The following is a 14,894-nucleotide window of genomic DNA, read 5'->3' on the forward strand; positions in this document are numbered from 1 at the left end:
CCTACTGGTAACCCGGTCCTGGCACTCGGCCGCCGTGAGTGCCAAGTGTAGCTTCCCACCCAGGTCGGGGCAGCCATCGTGAGCAGACCCGCCTCCGAGGACACACGGAGATCCTCCGACCGCGGGTCACCGCCCGGGCGGGCGGCGGGACGCTCAGTCGGGCAACAGGGCACGGACGACCGTGTCGGTCAGCAGCCGACCACGGCGGGTGAGCGCCACCCGACCCTGCGCGAGGACGTCCGCGACGATGAGGCCGTCCGCCGCAAGCTCGGCGGCGACGTCCAGCGCCTGCTCGCCCAGCGCGTCGAGGCCCAGCCCCTCGACGAGGCGGACCCCCAGCATGACCCGCTCGACCCGGCGGGCCTGGGCGTCCAGCACCTCGCGGCCGGCGGCCGGGCTGTGGCCGGCACCGACCCGGGTGGCGTACTCGGTCGGGTGGCGGACGTTCCACCAGCGGACGCCGCCCACGTGGCTGTGGGCGCCCGGCCCCAGCCCCCACCAGTCGTCGCCCCGCCAGTAGCCCATGTTGTGGCGGCACCAGGAGGACTGGTCGCGCGCCCAGTTGCTGACCTCGTAGTTGGTCAGGCCGGCGGCGGCGAGCGCCTCGTCGGCCTGCAGGTAGCGATCGGCGAGCAGGTCGTCGTCCGGCTCCAGCAGCTCGCCGCGGCGCACCCGGCGGGAGAGCTTGGTGCCCTCCTCCACGGTCAGGGCGTAGGCGCTGACGTGGTCGGGCGCGAGCTCGATCACCGTGTCCAGGCTCGCCGCCCAGTCGCTCTCGGACTCCCCCGGCGCGCCGTAGATGAGGTCGAGGCTGAGCTGGCGGAACCCGGCGGACCGCGCCCATCCGACCACCTCGGGCACCCGGCCGGGGGTGTGCCGCCGGTCCAGCGCCGCGAGCACGTGCGGGCGGGCGCTCTGCATGCCGAACGAGATCCGCGTGTACCCACTCGCCCGGAGCTGTTCGAGAGTCTCCCGGTCGACGGACTCCGGGTTGGCCTCGGTGGTGACCTCCGCGTCGCCGGCCAGGCCGAAGGTGTCGTCCAGGACCCGCAGGACCTTGGCCAGGTCGGCGGCCGGCAGCAGCGTCGGAGTGCCGCCGCCGACGAAGACTGTCGAGACCGTCAGGTCCCGCTCGCCCAGGACCGAGCGGGCCAGCCGGGCCTCGGTGGCCACCGAGTCGACGAACGAGGCGGCCCCACCCTGGCCGCCCGCGCCGAGCTCGGCCGGGGTATAGGTGTTGAAGTCGCAGTACCCGCAGCGTGCCGCGCAGTACGGCACGTGCACGTAGACACCGAACGGCCGGGTCCCGACCTCGGTGAGCGCGGCGTCGGGGAGTGCGCCGTCGACGGGTGCCGGCGCCCCCTCGAGAGGCTTGGATGGCATGTCCCCAGTGTGCCCCCAACGCGTGCCGAGACCGCAACGCTCTGTTTGTCAACGTGCCCGGAGACCGTCATTTTTGCCGGTCTCGGACGACATCGGGACCAGGAACGGACAAGACGCCCCGGCGCGCCGCCCTTACGGGCCATCACCGGGCCGACACCGGCGGCACGACGCCACCGACCGCCCAGAATCACCCAGTTTGTGGTCTGTTGACAATCGCAGGGTCAAATCGTGGGCGATTGGTCATGGATCAGTCGAGGTCGGTACGAAATGATTCGACCATGCAAGAGGAGCCCATCAGTGCCCTCGTGACCATCGAGGAACTTCTACCCCCACATACCACCGAGTACCGGTCGGGATCCGTCCTCGCCCTGGGCTTCGCCCAAGTCGAACCGGCCACCGAACCGATCCGGCTTCCCCGGATCGCCGCGGCTCCCGAGAACGTCTGACGGCCGCCCGCCCGCGCCCGGCCCGCGAAGGGCCGGCACGGGCCGCCGTGCCGCTCGCACGGTGCGGACCGCCGCGCCGCTACCGCCCGGTCTTGGGCGCCGGCGCCTTCGGGCTCTCGGTCGTGGACAGTGCCGCGATGAACGCCTCCTGCGGGACCTCCACCCGGCCGATGGTCTTCATCCGCTTCTTGCCCTCCTTCTGCTTCTCCAGCAGCTTCCGCTTACGGCTGATGTCACCGCCGTAGCACTTGGCGAGGACGTCCTTGCGGATGGCGCGGATGTTCTCCCGGGCGATGATCCGGCTACCGATGGCCGCCTGGATCGGCACCTCGAACTGCTGGCGGGGAATCAGCTCCCGCAGCTTCGAGGTCATCGCCACTCCGTAGGAGTAGGCCTTCTCCCGGTGCACGATCGCCGAGAACGCGTCCACCGCCTCGCCCTGCAGGAGGATGTCCACCTTGACCAGGTCCGAGGCCTGCTCGCCGGCGGGCTCGTAGTCGAGGCTGGCGTAGCCGCGGGTGCGCGACTTCAGCGCGTCGAAGAAGTCGAAGATGATCTCACCGAGCGGCAGCGTGTACTTCAGCTCCACCCGGTCGGTGGAGATGTAGTCCATCCCCTTGAGCACGCCGCGCCGGCCCTGACACAGCTCCATCACGGCGCCGACGAAGTCGGTGGGCAGCAGCAGCATCGCATCCACGACCGGCTCGTACACCTCGGCGATCTTGCCGCCGGGCCAGTCGCTGGGGTTGGTCACCGTGACCTCGGACGTGTCCTCCATGACGACCCGGTAGACCACGTTGGGGGCCGTCGAGATGAGCGTGAGGTCGAACTCCCGCTCCAGCCGCTCCCGGACGATCTCCAGATGGAGCAGCCCGAGGAAGCCACACCGGAAGCCGAACCCCAGCGCCGCCGACGTCTCCGGCTCGAAGGTGAGCGCCGCGTCGTTGAGCTGCAGCTTGTCCAGCGCCTCGCGCAGCGCCGGGTACTCGCTGCCGTCCAGGGGATACAGCCCCGAGTAGACCATCGGACGCGGGTCCCGGTAGCCGCCGAGCATCTCCGTGGCCGGGCGGCGCGCCGAGGTGATCGTGTCCCCGACACGGGCCTGGCGGACGTCCTTCACACCGGGGATGACATAGCCGACCTCACCTGCCGACAGCGACCCGGTCGGTTGGGGCTCCGGCGAGATGACACCGACCTCGAGGGTCTCGTGGCTGGTCCCGGTGGACATCATCAGGCAACGGTCACGGGTGCTGAGCGACCCGTCGACCACCCGGACATAGGTGATCACACCGCGGTAGATGTCATACACGCTGTCGAAGATCATTGCCCGGAGCGGGCCGTCCGGGTCGCCACTCGGCGCCGGGATACGGCGGACGATCTCGTTGAGCAGCTCCGGGACGCCCTGGCCGGTCTTGCCGGAGACCTTGAGGACGTCGCCCGGGTCGCAGCCGATGATCGAGGAGATCTCCGCGGCGTACTTCTCCGGCTGCGCGGCCGGCAGGTCGATCTTGTTCAGCACCGGGATGATCGTCAGGTCGTTCTCGATCGCCAGGTAGAGGTTGGCGAGCGTCTGCGCCTCGATGCCCTGGGCCGCGTCGACCAGCAGCACCGCGCCCTCACAGGCCGCGAGCGACCGGCTCACCTCGTAGGTGAAGTCCACGTGGCCGGGCGTGTCGATGAGGTGCAGGACGTAGTCCTGACCGTCGTCGGCCCGCCAGGGCAGCCGGACGTTCTGCGCCTTGATCGTGATGCCGCGCTCGCGCTCGATGTCCATCCGGTCGAGGTACTGCGCGCGCATGTTGCGCGCCTCGACCACACCGGTCACGCCCAGCATGCGGTCGGCAAGCGTGGACTTGCCGTGGTCGATGTGGGCGATGATGCAGAAGTTGCGGATCGACGCGGGGTCGACGCCGGAGGCCTCGTGCGGGGCTTCGGACACGCGGGCTGGTCTCGTTTCGCTGCTCGTCGGTCTGTCGGGCACTCGGTCCGGCTGGCGCCGTGTGCACGGACTGTCATGTGCACGGGCTCGAGTCCTTCATCGTGCCAGGCCCCCATCGTGCCAGGCGCGCCGCGCCCGTCCGCGTGGCCGCGCCCGCACCACCGCCCCGGCACGCTGGTTTGATAACGTCGGTGCCTCCCGGCACTCTCGTACCATCCCGACTCGAAACTCAGAGGTTCTCCCGCGTGGCCAACATCAAGTCGCAGATCAAGCGCAACCTCACCAACGAGAAGCGACGGCTGCGCAACAAGGCCGTGAAGTCCGAGCTGAAGACGCACGTCCGTCGCTTCCGCGACGCCGTCGAGGCCGGGGACGTCGAGCGCGCCGAGAGCGCCCTCCGCATCGCCTCCAAGAAGCTCGACAAGGCCGCCAGCAAGGGTGTCATTCACCCCAACCAGGCCGCCAACCGCAAGTCGGCGCTCGCCAAGGCCAACGCGGAGATCGGCGCCTCCTGACCCGACCGCGGGCATCCGCGCCCGCGTCAGGTTCATCACAGACTTCGTTCGAAGACCGGGCAACCCGCCAGACGGGCCCCGGTCTTCGGCGCGTCCCGGACACGTCCGGGACGCCCCTACTCAACCAGTCCCCGAGTCGTCAGTCCTCGGGGTCAGCAGCCGGGCCCAGCACCCGTTCGAGGTTCTCGGCATACGCCACCAGCGCCGCGACGGTAGCCGGCAGCACCAGCAGCACCCAGGCGCTGGCCAGGTCCCCCATGGCGATCACCAGCGTCACCAGGGCGGTCACCGTGCCGAGCACGCCGCGCATCCAGCCCGCCGGGAGCACCCGCAGGCCGAGCATCCCCCCGGGCTGCACCTCGTAGTCGTCGTGGCCGTCGTGGCCGGGCTCGTCCCGCTCGCCGTGCCCTGGGCCGCCGTGCCGGCCCGCCGAGTCGTTCACCGCGCCCGCCCGGCGTACTCGCCCCGGCCTCGCGCCTGGGTGACCTCGTGGAGGAGCCGTTCCAGGGCGTACCCGGCGTCCACGGCGGCGCCCTTGACCCCGGCGTCGGCGACCGCGACCGCCCGGATCGCCCGGGCCAGCCCCGCGTCCGACCAGCTCCGGGCCGCGCGCTGGGCGCGCTCGACCTTCCAGTCCGGCATGCCGAGGGCCTTGGCGACGTCCCACTTGGACCCGCCGCCCACGGCGGATACCCGGGCGAGGTCACGCAGCCCGCCGGCGATGGCGCTGGTGACCAGGACGGGTGCCGTCCCGCCCTCGAGCGCCTGCCGCAGCAGGGTCAGCGCGCCGGCCAGATCGCCGGCGACGGCGGCGTCCGCGACCGCGAACCCGCTCGCCTCGGCCCGGCCCCGGTGGTAGCGGGCGACCGCCGACTCGTCGATCACCCCGGCGGTGTCGGCGACGAGCTGGTCGCACACCGCCGCAATCTCGCGCAGGTCACCGCCGACCGCGTCGAGCAGGGCACGGACCGCCTCGTCGGTCATCCGCCCGCCAAGCCGGCGGATCTCCGCGATCACGAAGTCGTGCCGGTCGCGCGGACGGGTGATCTTCGCCGCGGGCATGACCCGGGCGCCGGCCTTCTTCATCGCGTCAACGAGCTTGCGGTTCTTCACCACGCCGCTGTGGACCACAACGAGGACCACATCGTCGAGCGGGTGGGCCACGTAGGCCAACAGCGCGTCGCGCAGATCCTCCGCCAGGTCGGCAGCACCCCGAACCACCAGCACCCGGCCACCCCCGAACATCGAGGTGGCGCCGAGATCGATCATGTCGGCCTCGGTCAGCTCGCCGGGTGACCGGTCGACCACCTCGACCTCCGGATCACGGGCCCTTGCGGCGTCGAGCACCTCCCGGACGGCCCGTGCGACGAGGAGGTCCTCGTCGCCGCTCACGACGACCAGCGGTGGCGGGGCGGAGGGCGGCGGCACGTGGATCAGCATGTCACGAGCCGGCCCCGCCTCCTCGCGGGCCGGGCCGGCGAGCCACCGCCCGGACGCCACCGCCGGCCGTCTCGACAACGGCCACCGTGCCGTGCAGGTCGGTGCGGGCCACCGCCATCCCGGCCGCGCGCAGGCCGGCCAGCGTGCTCGGCGCGGGATGCCCGTAGGTGTTGTCGACGCCGACGCTGATCAGCGCCACCTCGGCGCCGGTCCGGGTGAGGAACTCCGGCAGCTGGTCCTCGGAGCCGTGGTGAGCCACCTTGAGCACGTCGACGGGCCCGAGACCGCGCCGCGCCACCTGCCGCTGCTCCGGCGGCTCGGCATCCCCGGTGAGCAGTATCGTCACGCCGCCGACCGCCGCCAGGACCACAAGGCTGGCGTTGTTCGGATCGCTGGCCGTGCCCCGCAGGACCCGTTCCGGGCCGATCACCCGCCAGCGGACCGCTCCGGTCTCCCCCGCGGCGCCGGCGGTGACGGCCCGCACCGGCACGCCCGCCGCCCGCGCCGCGCGCTCGACCGCGTCCCACTGGTCGGCCGGCTCGGGCAGCGGGCTCACCACCAGTTCCCCCACCGGCAGCCGGCCCACCACCCCGCTGAGGCCGGCGGCGTGATCCGTGTGCAGATGGGTGAGCATGAGCAGCGGCACCTCGCGTACTCCGAGGTCATCCAGGCAGGCGGCGATCAGCGCCGGGTCAGGACCCACGTCGACCACGACCGCCGAGGCCGGCCCGGCGCGCAGGACCAGGCCGTCGCCCTGGCCCACATCGCAGGCAACGAGCCGCCAGCCCGGCGGCGGCCAGCCCGCCAGCCTCGGCAGCAGGAGCACCCGGGCCGCCAGCAGGCCCACCACCGCCGACACCAGCAGCCAGCGGGTCGGGCGCCGGCGCGCCAGGGCCACCACCAGTACTACGCAGCCGAGCGCGGTGGCCGCCCCCGCGAGCCCCGCCGGCCAGCCGATCGTGGCCGCGGGGACGCCGGCGGCCACGTCCGCGACCAGCACGAGCCAGCGGCAGGCCAGCCCCGCGAGCCGCGCGAGCAGCGCGGCGACCGGGTCGTTGACGGCGGCGACGGCCATCGCCGACACGCCGAGCACGGTGGCGGGCGCGACCGCCGGCGCCGCCACCACGTTGGCCGGGATCGCGACGATGCTGATGCCCCCGCCGAGCCAGGCCAGCACCGGCGTACAGGCAAGCTGGGCGGCGGCGGCCACCGCCACGACCTCGCAGAGCCGGCCGACCGCGCGGCCGCGCTCCAGCGCGTCACTCCAGCCGGGCCCCCACACGATCATCCCGGTCGTCGCGAGCACCGACAGGGCGAACCCGGCCGACAGCGCGAACGCCGGATCCGCCATCACGACGGCGATGACCGCGGTGGCCAGCGCCGCCAGCACCGCGCGGGGCCGACCCGCGGCGAGCGCGACCAGGCCGACCAGGCCCATGGCTCCGGCCCGGACCACGCTGGCGGACGGCCGGGCCAGGATCACGAACCCGACGAGGACCAGGGCCGCGGCGACCGCCCTGGAGCGGGCCCCGAGCCGGAGCCGCCCGAGCAGGAACAGCACCGTCCCCGCGGTAATCGCCAGATTGGCGCCGGACACCGCGGTCAGATGGCTCATCCCGGCGGTGCGAAAGTCGTCCTTCAGCCCGGGATCAAGGCCCGAGGTGTCACCGACGACCAGTGCCGGCAGCAGCCCGCCGGCGGGCTGGGGCACCACGTCGGCGGCGTCCCGTAGGCCGGCCCGCAGCCACCCGGCGGCCCGTTGCACGGCGTCCGGGCGCCCCCGTGCCCGTGGCGGTGCCCGGACGAACAGAACCGTCGCGATCGTGTCGCCCGGACCCGCCGGCGCCAGCCCGGCGCGGACGCTGAGCCGCTGCCCCGGCAGGTAGTTCGCGAGATCCGAGCCGCGCCCCACCAGGAGCACGGGCACGGAGGCCCGCAGCCGGCGGCCGGGCTCGGTCACGGCCTCGAGTCGAGCCCGGGCGGTGACCGTCGCCCCCTCCCGCGGGCCCGAAGTGGCAGCCGGCGCCGCCGCCGCCGAGATCTTCGGATCGTCGCTCAGGACGACCTCGGCGTTGACGGTCCGGTGGGCCCGCGCCATCTCGGCGAGCGGGCCGGTGAACCGGGGCCGCGCGGCCGCCCCGCCCACGAGAACCCCGGCCGCGAGGAACGCCAGGGTGACGAACGCCACCAGCGCTCCCGGCCGGCCGAGCCGGCCGCCGGGACCCTGATGCAGCGCGATCAGCACCCCCACCGGGCACGCACACAGCACCATGCCGGCGGCGCCGAGAAGCACCGGCCCGAAGCCCCAGTACCCCGCCGCGGCCGCCCCGCCCCAGACCGCGACGGCAGGACCGACCAGGCGGAGGTCCAGCCGACCGCCGCCCGCCGCATCGGAGCCGCTCGGCAGGCCGAGCCCGGTCTCCATCGCGACGGCGACCATCAGGCCGTCACCAGGGGCAGCAGGTCCGCCAGCCGCCGGTCACCGACACCGGAGACCTCACCGAGCTGGTCGGGCGAGGTGAAGGGCCCGTTCGCCGCCCGCCAGTCGATGATCCGCTGGGCCAGCACGGGACCCACCCCGGGCAGGGCGTCGAGCTGTTCCACCGTGGCGGTGTTCAGATTCAGCGGCCGGCCCGCCGAACCAACCGCGGAACCGCCGGCCGAACCGGCTGACGACCCGGAGGGCGAGCCGCCACCGGCCGCCTCCGGAGGCGGCGGGGCGGGACCCGGCCGCCCGTCGACGAGGACCTGCTCACCGTCCGTGAGGACCCTGGCCAGTGCCAGCCCCGTCGTGTCGGTGCCGGGCAGCACACCGCCGGCCCGCTCCACGGCGTCCACGACCCGGGATCCGGCCGGCAGGCGCACGACCCCGGGGCGCGCCACACGGCCGGCGACGTCCACGACGACCTCCGGCGCCGTGGTCGGCGTCGCCTCGCCCGCCGCCGGCTCCGCCGGGTTCCGGGCGAGCTCCGCGGCCGCGGTCGCGGACCCGCCTGGCCCGTGCGCGGCCTCACCGGGCCCCGAATCACCGACCGCCGCCGCGCTTGGCTGGAGGGCCACCGGCCGGTCGCGCCAGGTCAGCCAGCCGGCCACGGCCGCCGCCGCGACGGCGACCAACACCAGCACCAGCGCCGCCCGGGCCGTCGGGGCGAGCACCGCGTCGCGCAGCGTCGGCGGGAGGCGAGCGGCGACGGCCCGCCGCACCCGCGAGCCGCGAGTGTCCGCCCGACCCGCGTCCCGTTCCCCGTCGTCGCCCCAGGCCCCGCCGTCCCAGGCCCCGCCGTCCTGGTCCCAGCTGTCCTGGTCCCAGCCATCCGGGTCGCCGCCGTCCAGGCCGGCCAGCGGCCAGTCGTCACCCCGGTCATCACCCCGGGACAGATGCGAGGAGCTTCGAGTCATGCACGCAAGGTAGGAGCTGGGAGGGTTCGTCCGAGCCGATGCGGAGCGGATGTGGACGACCGGTTCTCATCCACAGGCACGCGGGGCGCAGGGAGATGGAATGACCCGCCGTCCACGTTGGTTGCGCACGCAAGTAACGTGCACGACGGCACCACCCAGCAGCCCCGGTCTCAGCTCACACACTCCGAGGAGAACACGATGACCGCTCCCGCTCCCGTCCTGGCCGACCTCACCGGCACCTGGACCCTCGACCCCGCGCACACCCGGATCGGCTTCGCCGCACGCCACGCGATGGTCACGACGGTCCGCGGGCAGTTCACCTCCGTGCAGGGCACCCTGGAGCTCGACGGCGCGAACCCGACGGCGTCCACCGCGTCGGTGACCATCGACACCGCCAGCTTCGACACCGGCGTCGCCGACCGCGACGGGCACGTGAAGTCGCCCGACCTGCTCGACGTCGCGCAGTTCCCGACCATCACCTTCGTCAGCACCGGCGCGAAGCTCGGCAAGGACGAGGACAGTTACGTCCTCGCCGGCGACCTCACGATCCGCGGGGTGACCCGGCCGGTCGAGCTCGCGATCACCTTCGAGGGCAGCTCCAAGGACCCGTTCGGCAACGTCCGGGCGGGCTTCACCGGCACCACGAGCATCAGCCGCAAGGACTTCGGCCTCACGTACAACGCCGTTCTCGAGACGGGCGGCGTGCTCATCAGCGACAAGGTCAAGATCGAGCTGGACGTCTCGGCCATCAAGTCCTCCTGACCGCCCAGGTCCTCCCGACCGCCCGGCTCGCCAGGGGCGCTCAGCCCAGGCGGGTCACCGAGACGGTCACGCCCAGGGACGTCGAGGCACCACCGGAGTACACGCCGAACATCGGTGGGACGTCGTTGTAGTCCCGCCCGCGGGCGACCACTACGTGCTGCTCGCCCGCGGGCACGCCGTTGGTCGGGTCGAAGCCCCACCACTCACCCAGCCAGCCCTCGACCCAGGCATGGCTCTGCCCGCTGACGGTCTCGCCCACCGCGGCGTCCGCCGACGGGTGCTGGTAGCCCGACACGTAGCGGGCCGGCATGCCGGCGGCCCGCATCAGGACGAGCGCCAGGTGGGCGAAATCCTGGCACACGCCCACCCCCTGCTGCCACGCCTCGACGGCCGAGGTGCGCACCTCGGTCGTGCCAGGCTGGTAGCGCAGCTTCTCCCGCACCCAGTCACCGACCGCGGGCAGGAAGTCCGCGGGGGTGTTGGCGGCGGCGAGCTCGCGGGCGGCGGCCAGCAGCTCCGGGTGCTCCGGCGTCGAGACGGTGGGCCGGACGAACTCGACGAACCGGTCCGAGACGTGGTCATCGGTGAGGCCGTCCCAGCCGGGGACGTCCGTGGGCCGCGCCGGCGCGGGCGCTGTCTGCACGACCGAGCGCCCGGTGACGATCAGCTCGGTGTGCGGGGTGTGCAGGTCGAACGCGGTGACCTGGGTCCCCCAGTAGTCCCAGTAGCGGTAGGTGGACGAGGACGGCTCGGTGCGGACGGTGGCCTCGAGTGTGAGTTGCCGGTCCCCGGTCTGGGGGATGATCCGGGCCTCGTTGTACGAGGAGATCACCGGGCTGGCGTACCGGTAGCCCGTCGAGTGCTCGATCCGGATCTGCCAGCTCATCGTCGCCTGTCTCCCTCGTGTGCGGCGCCGCGCGCAGCCGTCGCCCGTTGTTGTTCCCCGCCCGCCGTCAGGCGGGCACCTCGCTCGCCCAGGTGCGCGGGCTGTCCCGGGCGAAGTACCGGGTGGTGACGGCCGCGCTGACCGCCGAGCAGGTCCGTTGCAGGGCGGCCAGCAGGTCGGGCATCTCGGCGACGAGCTCGTCGATGCTGCGGAACTCCAGCTCGGTGCGGGCCCGACCGACGGTGCGCCGGGCGGCGTCGTCCACGGTCGCCCGGACCAGGCCGCGGCTGGTGTCCAGCTCGGCGAGGATCTGCTCCGCGAGCGCCAGCGACCAGTAGATCGACCGCGGGAAGAGCCGGTCCAGCAGCAGGAACTCCGCGACCCGGGCCGCGTCCACCGCCCGCCGGTAGGTGCGCAGGTAGGCCTCGTGCGCGCCGCACGAACGCAGCAGGCTGACCCAGCTCTGCGAGCTCGGGTCGTCGCTGATGCTCGACGACAGCAGCCGGGCGGTCATGTCGACCCGCTCCAGGCTGCGCCCGAGCACCAGGAAGCGCCAGCCGTCGTCGCGCGCGAGGGTGGCGTCGACCAGTCCGGCCAGCATCGCCGTGCGTTCCCGCACGTAACGGAAGTACACGTGCGGGCCCATCCGGCGGGCGAGCTCCTCGGTGTGCGGCAGGTCGTTCCAGGTCGCGTTCAGGCACTCCCACACGTCACTGGAGACCACGACACGGGCACCGCGGGCGTTCTCCCGCGCCGCGGAGAGCGACCCGCGGATGCTGGAGGCGTTCGCGGCCCCGTAGGCGAGCACCTCGGTGACGTGCCGGGAGTCGGCGGGGCCGGACCGGTCGGCGACGCCCATCACGGCGAGCAGCTCGGCCCCGGCCGACGTCTCGTCCAGCCACGGGTCCTCGAGCACCCGATGGACGTGGACGTCCAGGATGCGCGCAGTGCACTCGGCCCGCTCCGCGTAGCGGCCGATCCAGAACAGCGACTCCGCGATGCGGCTCAACACAGCCCGTCCCCCTGCTGGTTCTGCTGCTCGGACTGCTGTTGCTGCTGCTCGTCGGACGAGTGCGGGCCGAGGTCGGGCCCGGCGGCGACCGCCGGCGTCAGGCCGGACCGCCGGCGCAGGAGCGCGGCCTCCTCCGGCGCGACCCGCTCGGGGGCGAGTACCCAGGTGTCCTTCGAACCGCCGCCCTGGCTGGAGTTCACGACCAGGCTGCCGCGGGGCAGCGCGACCCGGGTCAGCCCGCCGGGCAGCACCCAGATCCGGTTCCCGTCGTTCACCGCGAACGGCCGCAGGTCGACGTGGCGCGGCCCGAGGCGGTCATCGGCCAGAGTCGGGGAGGTCGACAGCTTCACCACCCGCTGTGCGATCCACCCGCGCGGGTCGGCGAGCACCCGCGCGCGCAGCGCGACCAGCTCGGCCTCGGTCGCCTGCGGGCCGATCACGATCCCCTTGCCGCCGGAGCCGTCCACCGGCTTGACCACCAGGGACTCGAGGTTGTCCAGCACATGGGCGCGCTGGTCCGGGTCCTCCAGCCGGAAGGTGTCGACGTTGCCGAGCGCCGGCTCCTCGCCGAGGTAGTAACGGATGAGGTCCGGGACGTAGGTGTACATCAGCTTGTCGTCGGCGACCCCGTTGCCGACCGCGTTCGCGATCGTCACGTTCCCGGCCCGGGCCGCGTTGAGCAGCCCCGCGCAGCCGACCATCGACTCGGGACGGAAGTGCAGCGGGTCGAGCCAGTCGTCGTCGACCCGGCGGTAGACAACGTGCACCGGCTGGTCACCCTCGGTGGTGCGCATCGTGACCCGGTTGTTCCGGACGGAGAGATCCCGGCCCTCGACCAGCTCCACACCCATCTGGCGGGCCAGCAGGGCATGCTCGAAGTAGGCGGAGTTGTACACGCCCGGGGTGAGCACCACGACGGTCGGGTCGGCGACCTCCGGTGGCGCTGCCACGCGCAGCGCGTGCAGCAGGTGGGTGGCGTAGTCGGCGACCGGGCGCACCCGGTGGGTGGAGAACAGCTCCGGGAACACCCGGGTCATCGCGCGCCGGTTCTCGATGACGTAGCTGACCCCGGACGGGACGCGGACGTTGTCCTCGAGCACCCGGAAGTCGCCGCGCTCGTCCCGCACCAGGTCGATGCCGCTGACATGCGCGCGGACGCCGTTCGGCGGGTCGATGCCGTGCGCCGCACGGTGGAAGTGCGAGCTGGACAGCACCAGCCGGCGGGGCACGATGCCGTCCGCGAGGACGTCGGCGCGCCCGTAGACGTCGTCGAGAAACGCCTCGAGCGCGCGCACCCGCTGGGTCACGCCCCGCTCGATGACGTCCCACTCGTCGCAGGAGAGCAGCCTGGGCACCAGGTCCAGCGGAAACGGCCGCTCCTCGCCGAACAGGTTGAAGGTGATGCCGGCGTCCCGGAAGGCACGGTCGAGCGCGATCTTGCGGGCCGCGAGGTCGGAGCTGCTCAGCGGCTGCAGCGCGTCGTGCAGGGCGGTGTACACCTCCCGGGGGCGATGCGCCGCGTCGAAGACCTCGTCCCAGGCGGCCGCTGCCGCGACCTCCACCGGATACCCCTCGAAAAGGTCCGCCACGCGGAGGAGCGTAGGTGCTCCGTGTTACCTGCGAATGTCGTCGTGACCGCGCCCCTGCCCCCGGTCCGCGCAGGCATGGGGAAGTATGTAGGCGCGACCGATGCGACGACGCACCGAACGACGCACCGAAAGGCGAACGATGACCACTCTGCTGGTGACCGGGGCCGCCGGTTTCATCGGGTCCAACTTCGTCAGGTACTGGCTGGGGACGCACCCCGGCGACCGCATGGTCGCGCTCGACGCGCTGACCTACGCGGGCTGCCGGGAGAACCTCGCCGACCTCGAGGACGGGATCACGTTCGTCCACGGCGACATCCGTGACCGTGAGCTCATCGAGTCCACGCTGCGCGAGCACCGTGTGGACGTCGTGGTCAACTTCGCCGCCGAGTCCCACAACAGCCTGGCGATCATCCGTCCCGGCGAGTTCTTCTCCACCAACGTCATGGGCACGCAGACCCTGCTGGAGGCGGCGCGGACCGTCGGGGTCGCGCGCTTCCACCAGATCTCCACCTGCGAGGTCTACGGCGACATGGACCTCGACGACCCCGGCGCCTTCACCGAGGACTCCCCCTACCTGCCCCGGACCCCGTACAACGCCGCCAAGGCCGGCTCGGACCACGCCGTCCGCTCCTACGGGTACACCTACGGCCTGCCGGTGACCATCACCAACTGCTCGAACAACTACGGTCCGTTCCAGTTCCCGGAGAAGGTCATCCCGCTGTTCGTGACGCGGGCGCTGCAGGGCCAGTCGCTGCCGCTCTACGCCTCCACGAAGAACCGGAGGGAATGGCTGCACGTGGTGGACCACTGCCGGGCCATCGAGGCGGTGCTCGAGCGCGGCGCTGTCGGTGAGACCTATCACGTCGGCTCCGGCATCGAGGCCGACATCGAGACCATCGCCGACCTCATCCTCGGCGAGCTGGGCCTGCCCGCCTCGCTGAAGACGATCGTGCCGGACCGTCCCTCCCACGACCGCCGCTACCTGCTGGACTCCGGCAAGCTGCGCACGACGCTCGGCTGGGAGCCGCGGATCAGCTTCGCGGACGGGATGAAGGCCACCATCGGGTGGTACCGGGACAACGAGGCGTGGTGGCGTCCCCTGCTCGGCCGCTCCCCCGTTTCGGAGACCGCCTGGCAGAGCTGACCCTCCCGAGCCGATCCGCACCACGGCGGTCTACCTCAGATCAATGGAGCGGGCCGGGAAGGCACTGCCGGCCGCGATCGGCGAGCTCACCCCGGACACGGTCGTCGACCTCTGGGTGCGTTACGTCACGGACTGGCGGTCCGGCTGTCGTGATCGCCTGGCACAGAGAACAGCGCGCGCCGCGGGTGCTGGCCGGCACCGGCTCGGTGTCCGACGATGTGGCGTGAACTGGCCTGGGCCGGGTCGAGCTGGGCCTGTCCGCCTCGCTGAAGACGGCCCGGGTGCCACAGTGCTCCGCGGCTCCTCCGCGGCTCCGTGGCTCCGTGGTGCTCGGTGGTTCCGCGGAACACCATGATCGAAAAGGCGTCATGATCGGCGA

Annotated in this window: 13 protein-coding genes; 4 read left to right on the forward strand and 9 right to left on the reverse strand. The window is 72.7% G+C overall.

The genetic code is table 11. The features are described 5' to 3' along the window. Positions 1 to 153: 153 nt before the first annotated feature. On the reverse strand, positions 154 to 1,383 hold the full coding sequence (gene hemW / locus E0504_RS06435) for a radical SAM family heme chaperone HemW (RefSeq protein ID WP_112106835.1): 1,230 nt from the start codon (positions 1,381 to 1,383) through the stop codon (positions 154 to 156). 278 nt (positions 1,384 to 1,661) lie between these two features. Between hemW and E0504_RS50255 the strand changes: the two genes are divergently transcribed. Continuing rightward, on the forward strand, positions 1,662 to 1,829 hold the full coding sequence (locus E0504_RS50255) for a hypothetical protein (RefSeq protein ID WP_243657442.1): 168 nt from the start codon (positions 1,662 to 1,664) through the stop codon (positions 1,827 to 1,829). Positions 1,830 to 1,908: 79 nt separating this feature from the next. On the opposite strand, the gene lepA is transcribed toward E0504_RS50255, so the two are convergent. Continuing rightward, positions 1,909 to 3,768, reverse strand: a complete 1,860-nt coding sequence (gene lepA, locus E0504_RS06440) for a translation elongation factor 4 (RefSeq protein WP_071065331.1) — start codon at positions 3,766 to 3,768, stop codon at positions 1,909 to 1,911. A 245-nt stretch (positions 3,769 to 4,013) separates the two neighbouring features. On the opposite strand from lepA, the gene rpsT reads away from it, so the two are divergent. Beyond that, positions 4,014 to 4,283, forward strand: coding sequence for a 30S ribosomal protein S20 (gene rpsT / locus E0504_RS06445; RefSeq protein WP_071065330.1), 270 nt, complete (start codon positions 4,014 to 4,016; stop codon positions 4,281 to 4,283). Between the two features lie 139 nt (positions 4,284 to 4,422). Here rpsT and E0504_RS06450 read toward each other — a convergent pair whose 3' ends face one another. From E0504_RS06450 to E0504_RS06465, 4 genes are read right to left on the reverse strand one after another with little or no spacing between them, the layout of a single operon-like run. After that, positions 4,423 to 4,725, reverse strand: coding sequence for a hypothetical protein (locus E0504_RS06450; protein WP_071065329.1), 303 nt, complete (start codon positions 4,723 to 4,725; stop codon positions 4,423 to 4,425). Next, a complete protein-coding gene (gene holA, locus E0504_RS06455) occupies positions 4,722 to 5,723 on the reverse strand; it encodes a DNA polymerase III subunit delta (RefSeq protein ID WP_112106875.1) in 1,002 nt (333 codons plus the stop codon). The genes E0504_RS06450 and holA overlap by 4 nt, the downstream gene beginning before the upstream one ends. Before the next feature lies 1 nt (position 5,724). Continuing rightward, complete coding sequence (locus tag E0504_RS06460; protein ID WP_131622427.1) at positions 5,725 to 8,163, reverse strand: ComEC/Rec2 family competence protein; 2,439 nt, start codon at positions 8,161 to 8,163, stop codon at positions 5,725 to 5,727. Further along, the gene (locus E0504_RS06465) at positions 8,163 to 9,122 is read right to left on the reverse strand and encodes a ComEA family DNA-binding protein (RefSeq protein ID WP_131622429.1); all 960 of its coding nucleotides are present in this window, start codon (positions 9,120 to 9,122) and stop codon (positions 8,163 to 8,165) included. The genes E0504_RS06460 and E0504_RS06465 overlap by 1 nt, the downstream gene beginning before the upstream one ends. A gap of 198 nt (positions 9,123 to 9,320) precedes the next feature. Here E0504_RS06465 and E0504_RS06470 point away from each other — a divergent pair, with 198 nt between their 5' ends. Beyond that, the gene (locus E0504_RS06470; RefSeq protein WP_041253962.1) at positions 9,321 to 9,884 is read left to right on the forward strand and encodes a YceI family protein; all 564 of its coding nucleotides are present in this window, start codon (positions 9,321 to 9,323) and stop codon (positions 9,882 to 9,884) included. A 40-nt stretch (positions 9,885 to 9,924) separates the two neighbouring features. Here the strand turns inward: E0504_RS06470 and E0504_RS06475 are convergent, their stop codons facing one another. From E0504_RS06475 to E0504_RS06485, 3 genes are all read right to left on the reverse strand, one after another. After that, a complete protein-coding gene (locus E0504_RS06475) occupies positions 9,925 to 10,770 on the reverse strand; it encodes a transglutaminase family protein (RefSeq protein WP_071065326.1) in 846 nt (281 codons plus the stop codon). Positions 10,771 to 10,837: 67 nt separating this feature from the next. Then, positions 10,838 to 11,782 (reverse strand): alpha-E domain-containing protein, encoded by a 945-nt coding sequence (locus E0504_RS06480; protein ID WP_112108986.1) that lies wholly within the window; start codon positions 11,780 to 11,782, stop codon positions 10,838 to 10,840. Beyond that, on the reverse strand, positions 11,776 to 13,371 hold the full coding sequence (locus E0504_RS06485; protein ID WP_131622431.1) for a circularly permuted type 2 ATP-grasp protein: 1,596 nt from the start codon (positions 13,369 to 13,371) through the stop codon (positions 11,776 to 11,778). Before E0504_RS06485 ends, E0504_RS06480 begins: the two co-directional genes overlap by 7 nt. 139 nt (positions 13,372 to 13,510) lie before the next feature. Here E0504_RS06485 and rfbB point away from each other — a divergent pair, with 139 nt between their 5' ends. Continuing rightward, the gene (rfbB, locus tag E0504_RS06490; protein WP_071065323.1) at positions 13,511 to 14,515 is read left to right on the forward strand and encodes a dTDP-glucose 4,6-dehydratase; all 1,005 of its coding nucleotides are present in this window, start codon (positions 13,511 to 13,513) and stop codon (positions 14,513 to 14,515) included. Positions 14,516 to 14,894 lie beyond the last annotated feature (379 nt).

The sequence above is a fragment of the Parafrankia sp. BMG5.11 genome, from assembly GCF_004337455.1.

What these genes read in the sequence shown, in the direction of transcription:
- E0504_RS50255 (WP_243657442.1), top strand. Translation starts at nt 1,662, where the DNA reads ATGCAAGAGGAGCCCATCAGTGCCCTCGTGACCATCGAGGAACTTCTA.
- E0504_RS06460 (WP_131622427.1), bottom strand. Translation starts at nt 8,163, where the DNA reads ATGGTCGCCGTCGCGATGGAGACCGGGCTCGGCCTGCCGAGCGGCTCC.
- E0504_RS06465 (WP_131622429.1), bottom strand. Translation starts at nt 9,122, where the DNA reads ATGACTCGAAGCTCCTCGCATCTGTCCCGGGGTGATGACCGGGGTGAC.
- E0504_RS06475 (WP_071065326.1), bottom strand. Translation starts at nt 10,770, where the DNA reads ATGAGCTGGCAGATCCGGATCGAGCACTCGACGGGCTACCGGTACGCC.
- holA (WP_112106875.1), bottom strand. Translation starts at nt 5,723, where the DNA reads ATGCTGATCCACGTGCCGCCGCCCTCCGCCCCGCCACCGCTGGTCGTC.
- hemW (WP_112106835.1), bottom strand. Translation starts at nt 1,383, where the DNA reads ATGCCATCCAAGCCTCTCGAGGGGGCGCCGGCACCCGTCGACGGCGCA.
- rfbB (WP_071065323.1), top strand. Translation starts at nt 13,511, where the DNA reads ATGACCACTCTGCTGGTGACCGGGGCCGCCGGTTTCATCGGGTCCAAC.
- E0504_RS06470 (WP_041253962.1), top strand. Translation starts at nt 9,321, where the DNA reads ATGACCGCTCCCGCTCCCGTCCTGGCCGACCTCACCGGCACCTGGACC.